General features: G+C 68.6%; 16 protein-coding genes. 13 read left to right on the top strand and 3 right to left on the bottom strand.

The window, feature by feature from the left end:
* Window positions 1-80: 80 nt before the first annotated feature.
* Window positions 81-1,049 (bottom strand): hypothetical protein, encoded by a 969-nt coding sequence (locus AB0280_RS13540; protein WP_224024581.1) that lies wholly within the window; start codon window positions 1,047-1,049, stop codon window positions 81-83.
* Window positions 1,050-1,234: 185 nt separating this feature from the next.
* Between AB0280_RS13540 and ccmD the strand changes: the two genes are divergently transcribed.
* Window positions 1,235-2,104 carry a heme exporter protein CcmD gene (ccmD, locus tag AB0280_RS13545; protein WP_307487661.1) on the top strand — a complete coding sequence of 290 codons (870 nt, stop codon included), beginning with the start codon at window positions 1,235-1,237 and terminating at the stop codon, window positions 2,102-2,104.
* A 92-nt stretch (window positions 2,105-2,196) separates the two neighbouring features.
* Here the strand turns inward: ccmD and AB0280_RS13550 are convergent, their stop codons facing one another.
* Complete coding sequence (locus AB0280_RS13550; protein WP_307487664.1) at window positions 2,197-3,237, bottom strand: NAD-dependent epimerase/dehydratase family protein; 1,041 nt, start codon at window positions 3,235-3,237, stop codon at window positions 2,197-2,199.
* A gap of 146 nt (window positions 3,238-3,383) precedes the next feature.
* On the opposite strand from AB0280_RS13550, the gene AB0280_RS13555 reads away from it, so the two are divergent.
* From AB0280_RS13555 to AB0280_RS13605, 11 genes are all read left to right on the top strand, one after another.
* Window positions 3,384-4,343 (top strand): sigma-70 family RNA polymerase sigma factor, encoded by a 960-nt coding sequence (locus AB0280_RS13555; RefSeq protein WP_307487666.1) that lies wholly within the window; start codon window positions 3,384-3,386, stop codon window positions 4,341-4,343.
* 129 nt (window positions 4,344-4,472) lie between these two features.
* Window positions 4,473-5,009 (top strand): D-glycero-alpha-D-manno-heptose-1,7-bisphosphate 7-phosphatase, encoded by a 537-nt coding sequence (locus tag AB0280_RS13560; RefSeq protein WP_224024588.1) that lies wholly within the window; start codon window positions 4,473-4,475, stop codon window positions 5,007-5,009.
* On the top strand, window positions 5,009-6,097 hold the full coding sequence (locus tag AB0280_RS13565; protein WP_224024590.1) for a glycosyltransferase family 9 protein: 1,089 nt from the start codon (window positions 5,009-5,011) through the stop codon (window positions 6,095-6,097). Before AB0280_RS13560 ends, AB0280_RS13565 begins: the two co-directional genes overlap by 1 nt.
* The gene (locus AB0280_RS13570; protein WP_224024592.1) at window positions 6,094-7,128 is read left to right on the top strand and encodes a glycosyltransferase; all 1,035 of its coding nucleotides are present in this window, start codon (window positions 6,094-6,096) and stop codon (window positions 7,126-7,128) included. Before AB0280_RS13565 ends, AB0280_RS13570 begins: the two co-directional genes overlap by 4 nt.
* On the top strand, window positions 7,125-8,390 hold the full coding sequence (locus AB0280_RS13575) for a glycosyltransferase (protein ID WP_224024594.1): 1,266 nt from the start codon (window positions 7,125-7,127) through the stop codon (window positions 8,388-8,390). The genes AB0280_RS13570 and AB0280_RS13575 overlap by 4 nt, the downstream gene beginning before the upstream one ends.
* An 86-nt stretch (window positions 8,391-8,476) precedes the next feature.
* A complete protein-coding gene (locus AB0280_RS13580) occupies window positions 8,477-9,127 on the top strand; it encodes a D-sedoheptulose-7-phosphate isomerase (RefSeq protein ID WP_370871741.1) in 651 nt (216 codons plus the stop codon).
* Window positions 9,124-10,518 (top strand): PfkB family carbohydrate kinase, encoded by a 1,395-nt coding sequence (locus tag AB0280_RS13585; protein WP_366367521.1) that lies wholly within the window; start codon window positions 9,124-9,126, stop codon window positions 10,516-10,518. The genes AB0280_RS13580 and AB0280_RS13585 overlap by 4 nt, the downstream gene beginning before the upstream one ends.
* Before the next feature lie 44 nt (window positions 10,519-10,562).
* Window positions 10,563-11,279 carry an SDR family oxidoreductase gene (locus AB0280_RS13590; protein WP_159633779.1) on the top strand — a complete coding sequence of 239 codons (717 nt, stop codon included), beginning with the start codon at window positions 10,563-10,565 and terminating at the stop codon, window positions 11,277-11,279.
* A 93-nt stretch (window positions 11,280-11,372) separates the two neighbouring features.
* Window positions 11,373-12,824: an aldehyde dehydrogenase family protein gene (locus tag AB0280_RS13595; RefSeq protein ID WP_366367523.1), complete on the top strand. Its 1,452-nt coding sequence runs from the start codon at window positions 11,373-11,375 to the stop codon at window positions 12,822-12,824.
* Window positions 12,821-14,356 (top strand): D-glycero-beta-D-manno-heptose 1-phosphate adenylyltransferase, encoded by a 1,536-nt coding sequence (gene rfaE2 / locus AB0280_RS13600; RefSeq protein ID WP_224024604.1) that lies wholly within the window; start codon window positions 12,821-12,823, stop codon window positions 14,354-14,356. The genes AB0280_RS13595 and rfaE2 overlap by 4 nt, the downstream gene beginning before the upstream one ends.
* Window positions 14,357-14,416: 60 nt before the next feature.
* Entirely contained in the window at window positions 14,417-15,325 is a 909-nt protein-coding gene (locus AB0280_RS13605; protein ID WP_224024606.1) for a spermidine synthase, read from the top strand.
* A gap of 48 nt (window positions 15,326-15,373) precedes the next feature.
* Here the strand turns inward: AB0280_RS13605 and AB0280_RS13610 are convergent, their stop codons facing one another.
* Window positions 15,374-16,270 carry a LysR family transcriptional regulator gene (locus AB0280_RS13610; RefSeq protein ID WP_224024609.1) on the bottom strand — a complete coding sequence of 299 codons (897 nt, stop codon included), beginning with the start codon at window positions 16,268-16,270 and terminating at the stop codon, window positions 15,374-15,376.
* A 127-nt stretch (window positions 16,271-16,397) separates the two neighbouring features.
* Here AB0280_RS13610 and AB0280_RS13615 point away from each other — a divergent pair, with 127 nt between their 5' ends.
* Window positions 16,398-17,777 (top strand): MFS transporter, encoded by a 1,380-nt coding sequence (locus AB0280_RS13615; RefSeq protein WP_159633761.1) that lies wholly within the window; start codon window positions 16,398-16,400, stop codon window positions 17,775-17,777.
* Window positions 17,778-17,796 lie beyond the last annotated feature (19 nt).

Here is a 17,796-nt window from a genome sequence, read left to right on the forward strand (position 1 = left end):
CCCGAGCAGGTCACCGAGTGAGGCGTTGTCCGCTTTCACGTGCGCCGCGCTGGGCGGCGGCTCCGGAATCTGGCTACTCATCACAGACCACCCGTCTGGCCGCCCCGGGTGCGGTCCTGGGTGAGGGGATCGTTTGCCATGGGATCGTCGGCGAGGGCGCGGTCGCGCAGCGGGTCGTCGGAGAGCTGGTTTCCTGACCAGGGCTCCTCCACGAGCTGCGGGCTGTCCAGGCCGCTGGCCGGACCTGCTGCTTCCGGATAGCTGCTGCCCGGTGCGCCGCCGTCGTATCCGGCCGTTGTGGTGGCCGGTGCGGGCAGCTGGACCGGCGGGGGCGGAACCGTCCCGCCCGCAACGGGGTATGACTGGTTGTACTGGTCGCCGTAGGTGGCGCCGGAGTACTGGCCGGACAGGCCCGCTGCACCGGTGCCGGCAGTGGATGTTTCGGGAGGGCCTGCGGTGAGTCCGCGGGTGAGGCGTCCGGCGAGGACGCCGGCGCCGGCGGCGAGGAGCAGGAAGGTTCCGGGGCGGTTGCGGGCGAACCGCTGGACCTCGTTCAGGAGGTCACCCGGCTCCCGGTTTTCCAGCCAGGTGGCCATGGAGGAGGTGCGTTCTGCGGCCTGGCGGACCAGGTCGCCGGCCATGCCCTGCTGGTCCGGGGCGTTGGCCATGCTGTGCAGCTGGGTGGAGATGTTGCGGATGCCTTCCGCGGCCTTCTGCTGCTGGGTGCCCGCCTGGCTGGTGAGGCCGGACTTTGCCTGGTGCAGGAGGTCCTGTGCATTGGCCTTGGCCTCATGCGCCACGTTCGCGGCTTCGTCCTTTGCCGTCTGGGCTACATTCTGTGCCGATCCCGCTGCGGTCCGGGCAACATCGGCTGCTTCTTCCTTGGCTGCGTCCTTGCGGGACGTGCCGTAGGCGTCACCAGCCTGGCTGCCGCCGGCGAGGGGAGCAGCGGTTGAGGGGAAGGTGGCGGGCTCCCGCTCGCCAGGGATTCCTGTATTGGCCGGGGGAGCCGTGTATGCGGGATCCTCGGGCCATTGGTTCTCTGTCATCTTCGCTCTCTTTCCAAGAAGGCCGGTTGTTGATCAAGAACCAGCAATACTGGCCGTAAAATGATAAGCATGATTACTAATGAAAGGTAAGTACCCTTGCTAAGCGAGTTATAACCGTTCCAAAAATGTCAGCCGGAATGGCGAGGGCCTGCCCGGTCACAACGAAGTGGAAAGTGGTGGGAAACGTGGATACAGCTCCATGGGTATGGGTGGTAGTTGCCGTTGTTGTGGTGGTACTGATCGTGCTGCTGCTCCTGGCCGGTGGAAGGCGCCGGAAAGCCATGCAGGAGAAGCGGGACCAGGAGCACCGGGAAAAGGCCGCCGAGATCCGGCGCGAAGCCGAGAACATGGAAATTGATGCCCGCGAACGGGAGGCCAAAGCCATCCGGGCGCGCGCGGACGCCGAGCAGGCGCAGGTTGACGCTGCACGGCTGCGCCAGGAAGCAGAAAAGCGCAGCCAGGAAGCCCAGTCCCTGCGGGGTGACGTTGCCAGCCGTACACGGAAGGCGGACGAACTTGATCCCGACGTAGGGGCGGATGGCAGGCGGCAGGAGCGCCCCGTAGTGCACGACGCCCGGGACGAGCGCCGCGAAGGATACGACGCCGGGCAGGGGCGCCCTGTAGTGAATGCTGCCCGGGACGATCGCCCTGCACTGAATGACGCCCGGGACGAGCGCCACGAGGGGTATGACGCCCGGGGCGAGCGCCACGAAGGGCTTGACGCCCAGCATTTTCAGGGCAGCGAGGTCAATCGTGACGGGCGCGGTCCGGCCCACGCGGCTCCTGCCCGGGACGTGGGCTCAGACATGGGCAGGGATGCAGGGTATCCCGGTGCTGAAAGCGCGGACACCGGCCATGGCGGGCGGTACGGCACTCCTGACGCCGGTGGTGGCCTTGGCGGGCACCATGACGCTCAGGCGGCGGGTGCCGAAGCCGGGATCCCTGAGGCAGAGGCTGAGGCTGGGCGGAGGCGCCAAGCGGACGCCAGGGACGCTGCCGCCGGGCATGGAGTGCGGGACGAGCGCGGCGAGGGCGACCCTCGAACCGGCATCTGAATGCACCGGCACGTGAACGCGCTGCCATCTGACGCGCAGCCATGAAAGATGGAGGCCGCCGCCTTTTTGGTGGCGGCCTCCATCGGGTGCCTTTAGGGGCGGTGCGGCTTCAGGACGGGGGAAGGGCTGACTCCTTCCCCCTTTCCCATGCCCGCAAGCAGTTCCTTGACGGCATCGATCGACGAAACTTTCGGCTCCCAGGCCAAAATGCGTTCCGCGCGGCTGGTGTCCATGATGGGGGCGCCTGCGGCCATCTCCACCCACCCCGAATCGGTGGGTTGCACCCGGGCGCGCCACGTCAGGTCAACGACTGCATGGAGCAGCGCCATGGGGATGGGGAGGATCCTCTTGGCGCCAAGGATGCGCCCCAGTTCCTGCGGCGTCAGGACCGGCTCTGCGGCGATATTGAAGGCTCCGCTGGCACGCTGGTCCACCACCCGCCAATAGGCCTCGGCGACATCGTCGGCATGGACTGCCTGGAATACCAGGTTGTCCGGGACAGGCAGTATCGGCAGCCATGGCTTGGGCGGCACCAGCCGGGACAGGACGCGGCCAAGGAAGTACCTGCCGATTTCAGCCCCCGCGTGTTCCTGGAAGATGAGAGCCGGCCGCAGTCGCGCGACGGCGATGCCCGGGTTCGCGGCCATGAAGCCGTCCAGGAGCTTCTCCTGCTCGGCCTTGTGTCGGCTGTAGTGCGAACCGGCCATTCCTCCCGCCGGCCACGACTCGTCCCTGCGCTGGTCCTTGCCCGACTTGCTGTAGGCGCCCACTGAAGAGGCGCAGACAACCTGCTTGACTCCCGCCCGGCCTGCGGCGTCGAGGACGTTTTTCGTTCCTATGACGTTGGTCCGGTGCAGCATGTCCAGGTCCCGGTTCGGCTGGATTTGCCACGCCAGGTGGACCACCGCATCAACCCCGTCAAGAGCCTCCTCCAACTGGGGAATGTCCCGCTCCAGGCCCACATCCAGGGTGTGCCACTGCACGCCGGCGTAGGGCTCCCGGGACGTGTCGGGAAGCCTGCGGCTGATTCCCACCAGTTCCAGGCTTCCGGGCTTTCTCTTCAGCTGGCGCTGCAGGTTTCGCAGCAGTGCTGTTCCCGCATTTCCGCTGGCTCCGGTGATGGCAATGCGCATGACGAGACTCCTAGGCGGGTTGGTCCGGTTGCCGTTTACATTCCGAGCTTATAGCGGAGAAGGATTGTTTTATAAGCAAGCTTATGATTTCCTACTTCTAAGTCTTGCCGCAGGCTTTCGGAACCAGACCGAGGGAAACCACACTCATGCCCGAATCCTTTGCCGCACTAGCCGTGGACGCTGCGCCCGTCCACCATCCACAGCCGTTATCCGTATCCCAGCAAACCCCTCCCGCCACCTCAGGGCGGCTCCGGGAGACGTTCGAAAACGACCTGGTCCTAAGGTACCTGGACCTCGCAGAAGCTCTCGCAGCGCGCTTCGAAGCCCGTGGCAGGGAGCGGGCTGACCTGAACCAGGTGGCCTATCTGGGCCTGGTGAAGGCGGCGCGTGGTTTCGACCAGGCCAAAGGGGAGAGCTTCCCCGCCTACGCCGCGCCCACCATCACCGGCGAACTCAAGAGGTACCTCCGGGACCGGACCTGGGTTGTCCGTCCGCCACGCCATATCCAGGACCTAAGGACGCGCCTGTTCCGGGCAGAGCCGGAGCTGACCCAATCCCTGGGCCGCAACCCCAGCGTTGCGGAGCTGGCCGGGGAGCTGGACAGTGACCCGGCAGAGGTGCAGGAGGCCATTTCGGCGTCCAGCAGCATGCACCCGGACTCCCTCGACGCCGTGAACCCGAACTCGGATGCACCCTCCATCGGCGAGGTGCTGGCGTGCCCGGAAACTCCGCTGGAACGGCTTGAAGAGCTTGCCTGCCTCCGTGAGGCGATGCAGGACCTGGATGATTCCGACCGCGAACTTCTGTACCGGCGCTACTTCTGCGAGGAAACCCAGGTGCAGTTGGGAAAGCGGCTGGGAATGTCGCAGATGCAGGTCTCCCGCCGCCTGGCCAAGGTGCTGGTGGAACTGCAGCGCAGGCTGGAGGAAAGCACGCAATCCGGGAGCCCGGAGGCCACAGCCGGCAACGGAACGCCAGGCCGCGCCGTACGGCCAGGCCACCCGGCCGGCCCCGTTGCACCGTTCCACAGGACCGGGAGGGCCGGGCATGCCGGCGCTCCCGTCAAGCGCGTGGACCGGCGCCACGGCGGTACCGGGACCCGGTAGCAGCCCTGCTGCGCGGCACTGCACAAACCCTACATCTTGCCTGCTCAACTGCGTCTTCGTACGCCGCTGCCGCAGCCGGAAAGCCCGCGGCCTTGTTTAGGAGCAACAGCAGGAGGGAACTGGTTGGTTATGGGAAGCTCTGAAATGTCCAAGCTCCGGGCTGTCCTGTTTGACCGGGACGGGACCCTGGTGATCGATGTGCCTTACAACGGTGACCCCGGCAAGGTAAGGCCCGTAGCAGGCGCCAAATCAGTGCTTGACGGCCTGCGGGCGGACGGAATTGCCACCGGGGTGATCAGCAACCAGTCGGGTATTGCCCGCGGCCTGATTACGGCCGACGACGTGGCAAAGGTCAATGCCCGGGTGGAAGAACTCCTGGGACCGTTCGATGTGTGGGAGGTCTGCCCCCACGCGGAGCATGACGGCTGCTCCTGCCGCAAACCCGCTCCGGGCATGGTCCACAGCGCCTGCCGCAAGCTGGGAATCCACGAATCGGAGGCAGCCCTCATCGGGGACATCGGTGCCGACGTCGGGGCAGCAGAGGCTGCCGGCGCCATCGGGGTCCTGGTCCCCACGCCCGTAACCCGTGCCGAGGAGGTGGCCGCGGCGCGGCTGGTCGCTTCCGATCTGGCGTCCGCCGTAAGCCTGCTGCAGGAGACGCCCTGATGGGGCGCGTCCTGGTGGCCCGGCTGGACAGCATGGGCGATGTCCTTCTGGCCGGCCCCGCGGTCCGCGCGGTGGCCAACGGCCGCGCCCAGCATGGCGGCAGCACCAACCATGTGGTGATGCTGTGCGGCCGGCAGGGTGAAGCGGCCGCTGCCATGCTTCCCGGCGTCGCCGAGGTCTACAGCTGGGACAGCCCCTGGATCATGAATCCGGCACCCCGGATGACCGGCCCGCACGCGGACCGGCTGATCGAATACGTCCGTAATTCCCGCATCACCGAAGCCGTTATCCTCACCTCTTTCCACCAATCACCCCTGCCGTTGGCCCTGTTGCTGCGCCTGGCGGGCGTGGAGCGCATCACCGGTGCCTCCACCGATTACGCTGGCTCGCTGCTTGACGTGCGCCTGAAACCGGGGGAGGACTTTCCCGAAGACCAGCCCGAAGCGGAACGGGCGCTGGGCATCGCCGAGGCCGCAGGCTTCCGGCTCCCTCCGGGCGATGACGGAAAGCTGCGCGTCAACTCCGTGGCCGAAGTGGCAGCGCTCGTGGGTACGGAGCCCTATGTCGTGGTCCACCCCGGAGCGGCAGTTCCTGCCAGGGCGTGGCCTCCTCTGCACCATGCGGCCGCCGTCGAGCTCCTCCAGGGTGCCGGCTACCGCGTCGTGGTGACCGGCGGTCCCGGCGAGACGTCGCTGACGGCCACGGTGGCGGGCCCCTCCGCCCTGGACCTCGGCGGACGGACCGACCTTGCCACCATGGCAGGCGTCATGGCCGGCGCCGATGCCGTCATCAGTGGCAACACCGGCCCGGCCCACCTGGCAGCCGCGGTGGGCACACCCGTGGCGTGCCTGTTTTCACCCGTGGTCCCGGCCATCCGCTGGGCGCCCTACGGCGTGCCCCTGGAACTCCTTGGGGACCAGAACGCACCCTGCCGCATGTCCCGCGCCCGGGTATGCCCGGTTCCCGGCCATCCGTGCCTCGACTCTGTCTCGCCCGAGGAAGTCGTGGCGGCCGTGGAACGCCTGATCAGCGGAGTGAGCTCCTTCAGCACCCACGTCAGCACCCGTAGAAAGGCCCGCAACAGATGAGAATCCTGCTCTGGCATGTCCACGGTTCCTGGACGGACGCTTTTGTCCGCGGCCGTCACGAATACCTGCTTCCCGTCCTGCCCGAAGGCGGGGCCTGGGGACTGGGCCGCGCCGGCAGGGACTGGCCGGAATCAGTGCGGGAGGTGGACCTGGCGGCCCTCGACGGCGACGCCGTGGACGCCGTCGTCCTCCAACGGCCCGAAGAAATCGACGAAGTGGCCCGGGCCCTGGGCCGGATCCCCGGCGTCGACCTGCCGGCCGTGTTCGTGGAACACAACACGCCCAAAGGCAATTTCCCAAACATCAGCCATCCGCTCGCCGACCAGACCGTGATCCCGGTGGTCCACGTGACCCATTTCAACCGGTTGGCGTGGGACAACGGCGCCGCCCCCACCACGGTAATCGAGCACGGGATCCCGGACCCTGGACAGCTGTATACGGGCGAGCTGCCCGAGCTGGGCGTCGTGGTCAATGAGCCCGTCCGGCGTGGCCGGGTCACAGGGACGGACCTCCTGCCCGCCTTCGCCTCCGTGGCGCCCCTGCAGGTGTTCGGCATGAAGACCGACGGGCTCGCGGCAGCCACCGGAATCGGGGACGCGCGGCTGACGTCCCGTGGCGACCTCAAAACGCGGGACCTGCACCGGGAGCTTGCGCGCTGCCGGGTCTACGTCCACCCGATGCGCTGGACCTCGCTGGGGCTGTCCCTGTTGGAGGCCATGCACCTGGGAATGCCCGTGGTGGTGCTTGCCGCCACGGAAGCTCCCAGGGCAGTGCCGCAGGAAGCCGGCGTGGTCTCGGCAGACATGGATGAGCTGCTTCAGTGCGCCGGGCGCCTGGTCGCTAATCCGGATGAAGCCCGACGGCGGGGACTCGCCGCCCGGGAGGCGGCGCTGGAGCGTTATGGCCTGGGCAAGTTCCAGGACCGCTGGGATGAGCTCCTGGCGGACCTGCGCAGCCGGCCCCGGCACTCCGTCAACGAACGGCCGGACGAGCGGATCCTCGTCCCGGCGCGGGAGAGGAAGACCCCATGAAAATCGCGATGATTTCCGAACACGCCAGTCCCTTGGCGGCACTGGGCGGGGTGGACGCCGGCGGCCAGAACGTTCACGTGGCCGCGCTGTCCGAGGCCCTTGCCAAGCGGGGCCACCACGTCACCGTGTATACCCGCAGGGACGCAACGGAGCTCCCCGAACGGGTCCGGGTAGGACGCGGCCTCGAGGTGGTCCACGTGGACGCCGGGCCCGCCCGCCACGTGCCCAAGGACGACCTGCTGCCCTACATGGGGGAGCTCGCGGACGGGGTGTCCCGGGACTGGGGGCAGCGGCCGCCGGATGTGGTTCACGGCCACTTCTGGATGTCCGGCCTGGCCGCACTGGACGCGGCCAGGCGGCCCGAAACCGGGTACCGCGTCCCCATGCTCCAGACCTTCCACGCCCTGGGCACCGTCAAACGCAGGCACCAGGGCGCCGAAGACACCAGCCCCGAGGAACGCCGCTGGCTGGAACCGGGAGTGGGACGTTCCGCGGACCGGATCATCGCCACCTGTTCCGATGAAGTCTTCGAGCTAAAGGCCATGGGCATCGCAACCGGAAAAATCTCGATCGCGCCCTGCGGCGTGGACCTGAACTTCTTTTCGCCGGAGGGGCCGGTGGCCGCAAGGAAGCGCCGCTACCGCATCCTGTCGGTAGGGCGGCTGGTGCGGCGCAAGGGCGTCGACCTGGTGATCCGCTCGCTCCCGTACCTCAAAGCGGCGGGATTCGAGGACGTCGAACTCCTGATCGTGGGCGGCGGCGGGGACTCCACCGTGATGCACAAGGACCCGGAAATCCGCCGCCTGCTGGACCTTGCCGCCGAGCTCGGTGTGTCCGGACACGTGACGCTGCAGGGACAGGTGCCGCGGGCCGAAATGCCGGGCATCTTCCGCAGCGCCGACGCCGTGGTGTGCGCGCCCTGGTACGAGCCCTTCGGCATCGTGCCGCTGGAGGCCATGGCGTGCGGCGTTCCGGTGGTGGCTGCTGCAGTGGGCGGCCTGCGGGACACCGTGGTGGACCACGCCACCGGCCTGCACGTGCCACCCCGGGATCCCGAAGCCATTGCATCGGCCCTGTCGCTGCTCCTGGAAAACCCCACCCTCAGGGCAAAGCTGGGCCAGGCCGGAGAGCGGCGTGCCCGCACCCGCTACTCCTGGGACCGGGTGGCCGCGGAAACGGAAAAGGCCTACCAGCTTGCCGTGGCCGGGGCGCCGGCCAGCGCTTCAGCCGGAATCGTACCGATGGAAGGAGCCGCACTGTGACCGCCGAATCGTCCCTGCGTGAATCAACCCTGCGCGAACCAAACCTGCGTGAAGCAGACCTGCGCACCCTGACCGCAGCCCCGGCACTGCCTGCGGTGCTCCCCGGTGCCACGTTCGTTGATCCCGCCAGCGCCGACGCGGTCCGCCTGCACCTGGACAACGTGCTTCCGGCCCTGGACTCGCTGCGCAGCCAGTCAGGCCGGCTCGCCGCCTGGGGCGTGGAGCTGGCACAGCGGCTGCTGCGCGGCCAAAGGCTCCTGGCCGCCGGCAACGGCGGATCTGCCGCCGAGGCGCAGCATCTGACCGCGGAACTGGTGGGCCGGTTCGACAGCGAACGCGTCCCCTTCTCCGCCATCTCCCTGCACGCCGAGTCGTCAGCCATGACCGCCATCGCCAATGACTACGGCTACGACGACGTCTTTGCCCGGCAGGTGCGCGCGCACGGCCGCTCCGGCGACGTGCTGATACTGCTGTCCACCAGTGGGAAGAGCCCCAACCTGCTGCGGGCCGCGGACGTTGCCGCCCGGCTCAACATGACCACCTGGGCGCTGACCGGCGCCGGTCCCAACCCCTTGGCGGACGCCTGCGATGAGGCCGTCATGATCGACGCCCTGAACGCCAACGCCCAGGAAGGGCACCTGATCGCCCTGCACGCCGTCTGCCGCGCCTTCGACCTCGAGGTCGCCCGGCACATCCCGGCCCCTTTCCCCGGGATGGCAAACGGGGGCAGGCCATGAGGATCGTCGTCGTGGGTGACGTCATGCTCGACGTCGACCTCTCCGGTGAAGCCACCAGGCTCAGCCCGGACGCACCCGTCCCCGTCGTGGACATTTCCGGCGTCCTCCGCCGTGCCGGCGGCGCAGGACTGGTGGCGCGCATGCTGGCCCAGGACGGCTGGCCCGTCACCCTGGTGACAGTGCTGGGGGATGACGACGCCGGCAGCCAGTTGCGCACGCACCTCGTCGGAGTGCAGCTCGTGGCAGGAACCAGCGGCTACCCGTCGCCGGTCAAGACCCGCGTGCGGGCAGGCTCCCATCCGGTGGTCCGCTTTGACCAGGGCTGCGAACGCACTCCCATCCCGGACGTCACCCCGGCCATGCTGCGCGCAGTGGAAGAAGCCGGTGTGGTCATCGTGGCCGACTATGGCAGGGGACTGGCGGCCAACCCCCAGCTGCGCGGGCTGCTGGGCCGCCTGGCCGGTTCGGTGCCCATCGTGTGGGACCCGCACCCCTCAGGCCCGGAACCGGTACCGGGGGTTGCCGTAGTGACACCGAACCTTTCCGAAGCGACCAAGGCGGTCCAGGCCGCCGGGAACGTCCCCACCTCTGTGGACGGTGTTGCGCAGGTCCTGCTGGAGCGGTGGCGCAGCCAGGCCGTCCTGGTGACCAAAGGCGAGGAAGGGGCGGTCCTGCTCCAGCAGGGGGATGCTTCTTCCCGCGCCGTTCCCGCCCCAAGGGTGGAAGCCGGGGACCCCTGCGGAGCCGGCGACCGCCTGGCGGCCGGCCTGGCAGTGCACCTCCTGGCCGGCCGCGGGCTTCCCGAAGCTGCGGCCCTCGCCGTCCACGACGCCGCCGATTTCCTGGCGGCCGGAGGCGTGTCGGCGCTGCCGGATACCCAGGGGCAGGATGCGGCCCCGGACCACCACGGGGGTGCACCGGCCCGGGGCCGGCGCACCACCGAACCGCTGCTGCTGGCCCGTTCCGTACGCGAAAGCGGCGGGAAGGTAGTGGCCACCGGCGGCTGCTTCGACCTGATCCACGCCGGCCACATCAGGTCCCTCGCCGCCGCCAGGGAACTGGGGGACTGCCTCATCGTTTGCCTCAACTCGGATGATTCGGTGCGGCGGCTCAAGGGCCCGCAGCGGCCCATCATCGGCCAGCACGACAGGGCCGAACTGCTCCTCGCGATGGAATGCGTGGACGCGGTGATGGTCTTCGACGAGGACACCCCCGAAGCCGCCCTGGACCGGCTCCGCCCCGACATCTGGGTCAAGGGCGGCGACTACAAGGGAGCCCGCCTGCCCGAGGCCGACCTGGTGGAAAGGTGGGGCGGCCGCTGCCTCACCGTTCCCTTCCACCCCGCCCGTTCCACCACAGGCCTGGCGGACGCACTCGCCAAGGTCAGCTGAACTTCTCTTCGCATTGTCTTGTTTTCCCCATTGAAAGGAACACCATGACCGCAGAATCAACCGCAACTGCCGCCACCACGCCCGGACGCGTCCTTGTCACCGGAGGTGCCTCCGGACTGGGGGCCGCCGTCGTCGACGCCGTCCTTCGCTCCGGCGGCACGCCGGTGGTCCTGGACCGCGACATCAGCGCCGTCTCCGGGGTGAAGGCGTTCGAAGTGGACGTCGCGGACCGCGCGGCCGTGGAGCACGCGGTCCGGGAAGCCGCCGAAACCCTGGGAGGCTTGGACGCGGTGGTCACTGCTGCCGGGATCGACCGCTGCGGCAAGCTTGCCGACGTCGAAGCCACCGAGTGGGAAAAGGTCATCGGGGTCAACCTGATGGGCACCGTTTCCGTGGTGCGTGCGGCCCTGCCCTACCTCAAGGAAACCCACGGCCGCGTGGTCACCGTGGCGTCCACCCTGGGCAAGCGCGCCGTGGCCGATGCCACCGCGTACTGCGCCTCCAAGTTCGGCGTGGTGGGGTTCAGCCACGCACTGGCCGCGGAAACCGGCGGCGAAATCGGCGTGACCACCATGATCCCGGGCGGCATGAAAACCCGGTTCTTCGACGACCGGACCGAGCAGTACAAGCCGCAGGACGATTCCCGGCTCAACGACCCCGCCAACACGGCACAGGCCATCCTGTTCGCCCTGAACCAACCCACGGGCTGCGAGGTCAGGGAAATGCTGATCTGCCACGAGGAAGAAGGCTCCTGGCCCTAAGCCGGGTACCGGCCGCCACCCACGGCACAGCAGGACCACCAGCACCCACACGCCAGCAGCGACATACCCACACCGAAAGGCGGGAGGAACACCATGCCCACCACAGCCACTGAAACAACCGCAGGCAAGGAAACAGTCGGGGACGCCGGCATCACCATCCAGGACCCGCGGACCGGTGAAGTGCTCTGGACGGTGCCCCAGGCGGGCCCGGACGCAGTGAATGATGCCGTGGACGTGGCCCGCAGGGCTGCGCCCGGATGGGCAGCGACAGCGCCGGCCGAGCGTGGTGCCGCACTCCGCGCCGCCGCCAGGGCGCTTGATGCTGCCGCCCAGGAGCTCGCCGGGCTGAATGCCAGCGAAACCGGGCGGCCGGAAGCGGAGGCACTGGCGGGCATCGCCGCCGCCGTGTCCACCCTGGAACAATATGCCGAACTGGGCCCGGTGCACCGCGGCCACAGCCTCCGCGGCAGCCGGCTCGCCTCCGACTACACCGTTGCCGAGCCGCGCGGCGTGGCCGTCCTGCTGACCCCCTGGAATGATCCGGTGGCCGTAGCCTGCGGCCTGATCGGGGCCGCCTTGGTGACGGGCAACGCGGCCATCCACAAGCCGAGCGAGCGCTGCCCCCGGCTGGGCGAGGCGCTGGGCGAAGTCCTGGCACCGGCCTTCCCTGCCGGCGTCTTCCTGACCCTCTCCGGCGGCGTGGACGTGGGGGCAGCCCTGTCACAGGCGGAGGTGGACGTGATCGCCCACGTGGGTTCCAGCGCCTCCGGCGCCCGGATCGCAGAAGCGGGGGCCCGCACCGGCGCACACGTCATCCGGGAAAACGGCGGCAATGATCCCCTGCTGGTGGACCGCGACGTGGACCCGGCGTGGGCTGCGGAGCAGGCTGCGATCGGTGCGTTCGCCAACAGTGGCCAGATCTGCACGTCCGTGGAACGCATCTACGTCCATAAAGACATCGCTGCCGCGTTTTGCAGCGCCCTGGAGGCCGAGGCCGCACTGCGGAACAGCAACGGATCCGTGGCGCCGCTGGTGGACCTCCGGATGCGGGACGCCGTCCACGGTCACGTCGCCGAGGCCCTGGGCCAGGGCGCCCGCGCCGTTGAAGGCGGTTCGCTGCCGGACGGGCCCGGCTCGTTCTACCCGGCCACCGTGCTCCTCGGCTGCACCGAAGGAATGCAGGTCATGACCGAGGAGACGTTCGGACCGGTGGCCCCGGTCCAGGTGGTGGACACGTTCGACGACGGCCTGCGCCTGGCCTGTAGCGGCAAGTACGGCCTGGCCGCCACCGTCCTGAGCAGCAACATCGCGCACATCCAGCAGGCAGTGGCCGCGCTGCCGGTGGGAACAGTCAAGGTCAACGCGGTCTTCGGCGGCGCTCCCGGCGGCGCGGCCCAGCCCCGCGGCGAGAGCGGCGCCGGGTTCGGCTACGGACCCGAGCTGCTGGACGAATTCAGCCAAGTCAAGGTGGTCCACATCGCAGCGCCACCGGCGCCGGCGGAGGCCGGCGCCGGATCCGTCATCGATGAACAGGACCTGCCATGAGCATGTCCCCGGACTCCACTGACCTCTCCACCCAGCGGGCATTGACCGACTGGCTGCCCGGCAGGCTGGCAGCGGAACAGCCATCGATCCTGGTGATCGGCGACGTCATGCTCGATGGCTGGTGGAGCGGCAGCATCGAACGGCTGTGCCGCGAAGCCCCCGCACCCGTGGTGGACATCCAAACCCGCGAATCGGTCCCCGGCGGGGCGGCCAATACCGCCATGAACCTGGCGGCCCTGGGGGCTAAGGTGGCGGTGGCCGGCATTATCGGCACGGACGACGCCGGTGAGGACCTGCGCGGGCAGCTTGCCGCGGCGGGCATCGACGTCCAGCACCTGCAGTCCCATCCGGACATGGTCACCACCACCAAGATACGCATCAGCAGCGGCGGCCAGGTGATGCTGCGCCTCGACGACTCGGCCAGGGCTGTCCCGGCCGACGCCCTGGACGCGCTCGCCGCCTCGGTGCGTGCCGCCGTCGGACACCGGGACGCTGTCCTGGTGTGCGACTACGGGACCGGGGTGGTGGCGGACCCCGTCCGCACGGTCCTGGCCGATGTCCTGGGGACCGGCACGGCCGGAAAAGACCGGCCGCTGGTGGTGGTCGATGCCCACGACCCGCGGGCCTGGGCCGCGCTGCAACCTGACCTGGTGACCCCGAATGCGCAGGAAACCGCGCGGCTGCTGGACCGGAAGCTGCCAGAAGGCCAGGAGCGGGTGGAGGCCGTGGCCGCGGAGGCCGGGGCGCTGCTCCGTGGCACCGGCTCGCGCGCCGTGGTGGTCACTTTGGACCGGGACGGAACCGTCCTGCTGACTCCCGACGGCGTCCGGCACCGGACGTGGGCGCGGCCGGCTGCGGAGAAACAGGCATCCGGAGCGGGCGACACGTTTGTCGCTGCCCTGACGCTGGCCCGCGCGGCCGGCCTGCCGCTGACCGCCAGCCTGGACCTGGCCCAGTCGGCGGCCGACGTGGTGGTCCACCAGCCGGGCACCTCAGTGTGCAGCACCGCCCAGCTCAGCCGGTACCTGGAAGCCTTCGCCGATACTGCCCTGAGCGCGGACGAACTGGAGCGGCAGATGGAGCTTCACCGCGCCCAGGGCCAGCGGATCGTGCTGACCAACGGATGCTTCGACGTCCTGCACAGCGGCCATACCCGGTACCTCAACCAGGCCAAACAGCTGGGCGACATCCTGGTGGTGGCGCTGAACAGCGACGATTCCGTCCGCCGGCTCAAAGGGGCCGGCCGGCCCATCAACAACATGGCAGACCGGGCAGCGGTGGTGGCCGCGCTGAGCTGCGTGGACTACGTGACGGTGTTCGATACCCCCACGGCCGCGCCGCTGATCCGCAGGCTCCGGCCCGAGGTGTACGCCAAGGGCGGGGACTACACCCCCGAGATGTTGGCGGAAACCCCCGCAGTGGAGGAGTACGGCGGCCGCGTGGCCATCCTGGACTATGTGGCGGAACGGTCCACCACCGCCGTGGTGAACCGGATCCGGGACGGCCAGGGGGCTGCCAGCCCTGCCACCTAGGCCCCGCCAGCCAGGGCCTGTCACATAGGGTTGAAGCATGACTGAAGCGGATCACGGGTAATGGGCAAACGCGGAAAGTCAGGAGGCAGGGCCGGCCGCCCGGCAGCCGGTGTGGTCGAGGTGCCCAAAGGATCAGTGGTGAACGGTCCGGTGGAGGGCGTCTACTACATCGACACCGGCGATTGCGAGCTGATCGCCGACCAGGACAACTCCACCGGCTGGCTCCTGAAGATCAACGGCGTCATGAGCTCGCACATCGACCTCGCCGACCCCCTGTTCCTGGACTTCGAGTACATGCGGTGGATGGCGGCGCTCATCGAGTCCCGCTGGCCGCCGTCGGCCGCGCACAAACTGCGCGGGCTGCACCTGGGCGGCGGCGCCTGCTCCATGGCCCGCTACTTTTCCGCCGCCTACCCGGACGCACGCCAGGTGGTGGTGGAGCTGGACGGGAAGCTCGCCGAGTACGTGCGCGGCTGGTTCGACCTCCCCAAGGCGCCCCTGCTGCGGATCCGCGTGGGGGAGGCCCGCGCCGTCACGGAAACCCTCACTGCCCAGACCAGGGACTTCATCATCCGCGACGTCTTTGCCGGCGCATTCACCCCCCGTCCGCTGACCACCGCCGAATTCACCGCGCATGCCAAGCGGGTCCTGGCCCCCGGTGGGCTCTATGTCGCCAATTCCGGCGACGCACCGGACCTGAAAAACGCCCGGGAGGACGCCGCCACCATCGCGGCGGCGTTCAAACACACCGTGATTATCGCCGATCCCGCCATGCTGAAGGGCCGGCGGTACGGAAACATGGTGATGGCCGGCAGCGACGTGCCCTTCGGCGACGATCCGCAACTGCGCCGCCGGCTCCTCGGCGGGGCAGTCCCGGCACACCTGTGGGATGACGCCCAGGTGCGGGCATTCGCGGCCGGAGCGCCGGTCCGCCACGACCCACCCCCACCGCCATCGATTGCTGAGTAACTGCCGTTTTCAGCGGTCAAAACGGCAGTTACTCAGCAGTCGACGGGCTTAACCCTTGCCCAACAGCGCGCCGCGGTGCTCGGCCATCCGTTCACGGAGTGCCTGCACGACGGCGGCCACCGCGGGGCGGCGCAGCGAATCAGGGCGCAGGACCATCCAGTAGGGGAGCAGTTCCCCGATCTTGTCAGGCAGCAGGCGGACCAGGTCATCGTGGAGGTCGGCCATGAAGCACGGCAGGAACCCGACGCCCGCGCCGGCCCGGGTCGCCTCCACGTGGACGAACACGTTGGTGGAGGTCAGCCCGTCCTTCATGGCGGGAACCAGCCGCCTTGGCGCATCCAGGTCGTCCACCTGCAGCATCGAGTCCACGAAGTAGACCAGCGGGTGCCCGTTCAGTTCTGCCACGGTGGCCGGCGTCCCGTGCTCTGCAAGGTAGGCGCGGGAGGCGTACATGCCCAGGCGGTATTCGCCCAGCCGGATGGCCTCCGCGCGGTGCACCTGCGGCTCGCCCACCACCACCTCGATGTCCAGCCCGGACCGCTGCTGCAGTGCCCGGCGGGTCATGGTGACTACCTCCACGCTCAGGCCCGGGTGGTCCCGGCGCAGCCGCGCCACGGCCGGGGCGGCAATGTAGGCGCTGAAGCCATCGGTCGCGGTCATGCGCACGACGCCGGCAACCGGGTCGGGTGCCTGGCCGGCCGGTCCCAGCGTGCCCAGCACCGCCTCCACCTGTTCGGCCGCCCGCACGGCCCGTTCGCCGAGTTCCGTCAGCTCCCAGCCACCCGCGGCGCGGGACAGCACCCGGCCGCCCAGCGACTTCTCCAGCGCGGCGATCCTGCGCGAGACCGTGGTGTGGTTCAAGCCCAGGGCCTGGGCCGCCGTCGTGAATCTGGCGGAGCGGGACACCGCCAGAAGGACCAGCAGGTCATCAGGGTTCGCATTCATATCTGCAATTGTGCACACGTTGACTGCCTCTTTGGCCATTGAAGTGCATCCTTTGTGCAGCAATACTCATCTGAGTCACTTGTGCTGGAGATCACAGCGCGTGTCAATGTGGACACTAGGAGAAACAATGAGCGTAGAGCAGCGCCCGGCCAACAACGCCGGGCATGCACCCGAAGGATCAGGACTGAAGAGGATTGTTGCCGCCTCCATGGTGGGCACCGTTGTGGAATGGTACGAGTTCTTCCTCTACGCCACCGCTGCCACCCTGGTCTTCGGCAAGTACTTCTTTCCGTCAACGGGCAACGACCTGGACGGAATCATCCAGGCCTTCCTCACCTACGCCGTCGGCTTCATCGCCCGTCCCCTGGGCGGCATCGTGTTCGGCCAGATCGGTGACAAGCTGGGCCGCAAACCCACCCTGCAGCTCACCATCGTGATCATCGGCATCTCCACGTTCCTGATGGGCTGCCTGCCCGGCTTCGCCGACATCGGATACCTGGCCCCCGCGCTGCTGGTGGCCCTGCGCTTCATCCAGGGCTTCGCCCTGGGCGGCGAGTGGGGCGGTGCCGTGCTCCTGGTGGCCGAACACAGCCCCAACAAGACGCGCGCCTTCTGGTCCAGCTGGCCCCAGGCCGCCGTCCCGGTAGGCAACCTCCTGGCCACCCTGGTGCTGTACATCATGTCCACCACCCTCAGCAGTGAGGCGTTCCTCGGCTGGGGCTGGCGGGTGGCGTTCTGGCTCTCTGCCGTGATCGTCTTCGTGGGCTACTACATCCGCACCAACGTCAGCGAGTCGCCCATCTTCCTCGAAGCCAAGGAACTGGTGGAGAAGGAACAGGCCGTCAGCTACGGCGTCTTCGAAGTCCTGCGCAAGTACCCCAAGGGCATCTTCCAGGCCATGGGCCTGCGGTTCGCGGAAAACATCATGTACTACCTGGTGGTCAGCTTCGCGATTGTCTACCTCAAGAGCGTGCACAAGTACGACACGTCCTCGCTCCTGCTGGCGCTGCTGATCGCCCACGTCATCCACTTCGCCATCATTCCGCAGTACGGCCGGCTGGCGGACCGGATCGGCCGCAAGCCCGTCTACCTCGCGGGCGCCATCCTGGGTGCCACCTGGCCGTTCTTCGCCTTCCCGATGTTCGATACCCGGAACGCAGTGGTCATCGTCCTCGCCGTCACCATCGGCCTGTGCCTGCACGGCCTGATGTACGCGGGACAGCCGGCCATCATGGCCGAGATGTTCCCCACCCGCATGCGGTACTCTGGCGCATCCCTCGGCTCGCAGGTCACGTCCATCTTCGCCGGATCCCTGGCGCCGCTGCTGGCCACCCAGTGGCTGAAGGACACCGGTTCGTGGGTGCCCACCGCCATTTACCTGGTGGTGGCCTGTGCCATCACCACCGTGGCCGTGCTAAGCCTGAAGGAAACCAAGGGCATTGCCCTGGAGGATGTGGACAAGGAAGACGCGGCCCGCGAAGGTCTGCTGACCGCTGCACGGCGTTGACCTGGCTGGTGGGCTGACC

Source organism: Pseudarthrobacter sp. 902506025 (genome assembly GCF_040702325.1).
Classification (GTDB): Bacteria; Actinomycetota; Actinomycetes; order Actinomycetales; family Micrococcaceae; genus Arthrobacter.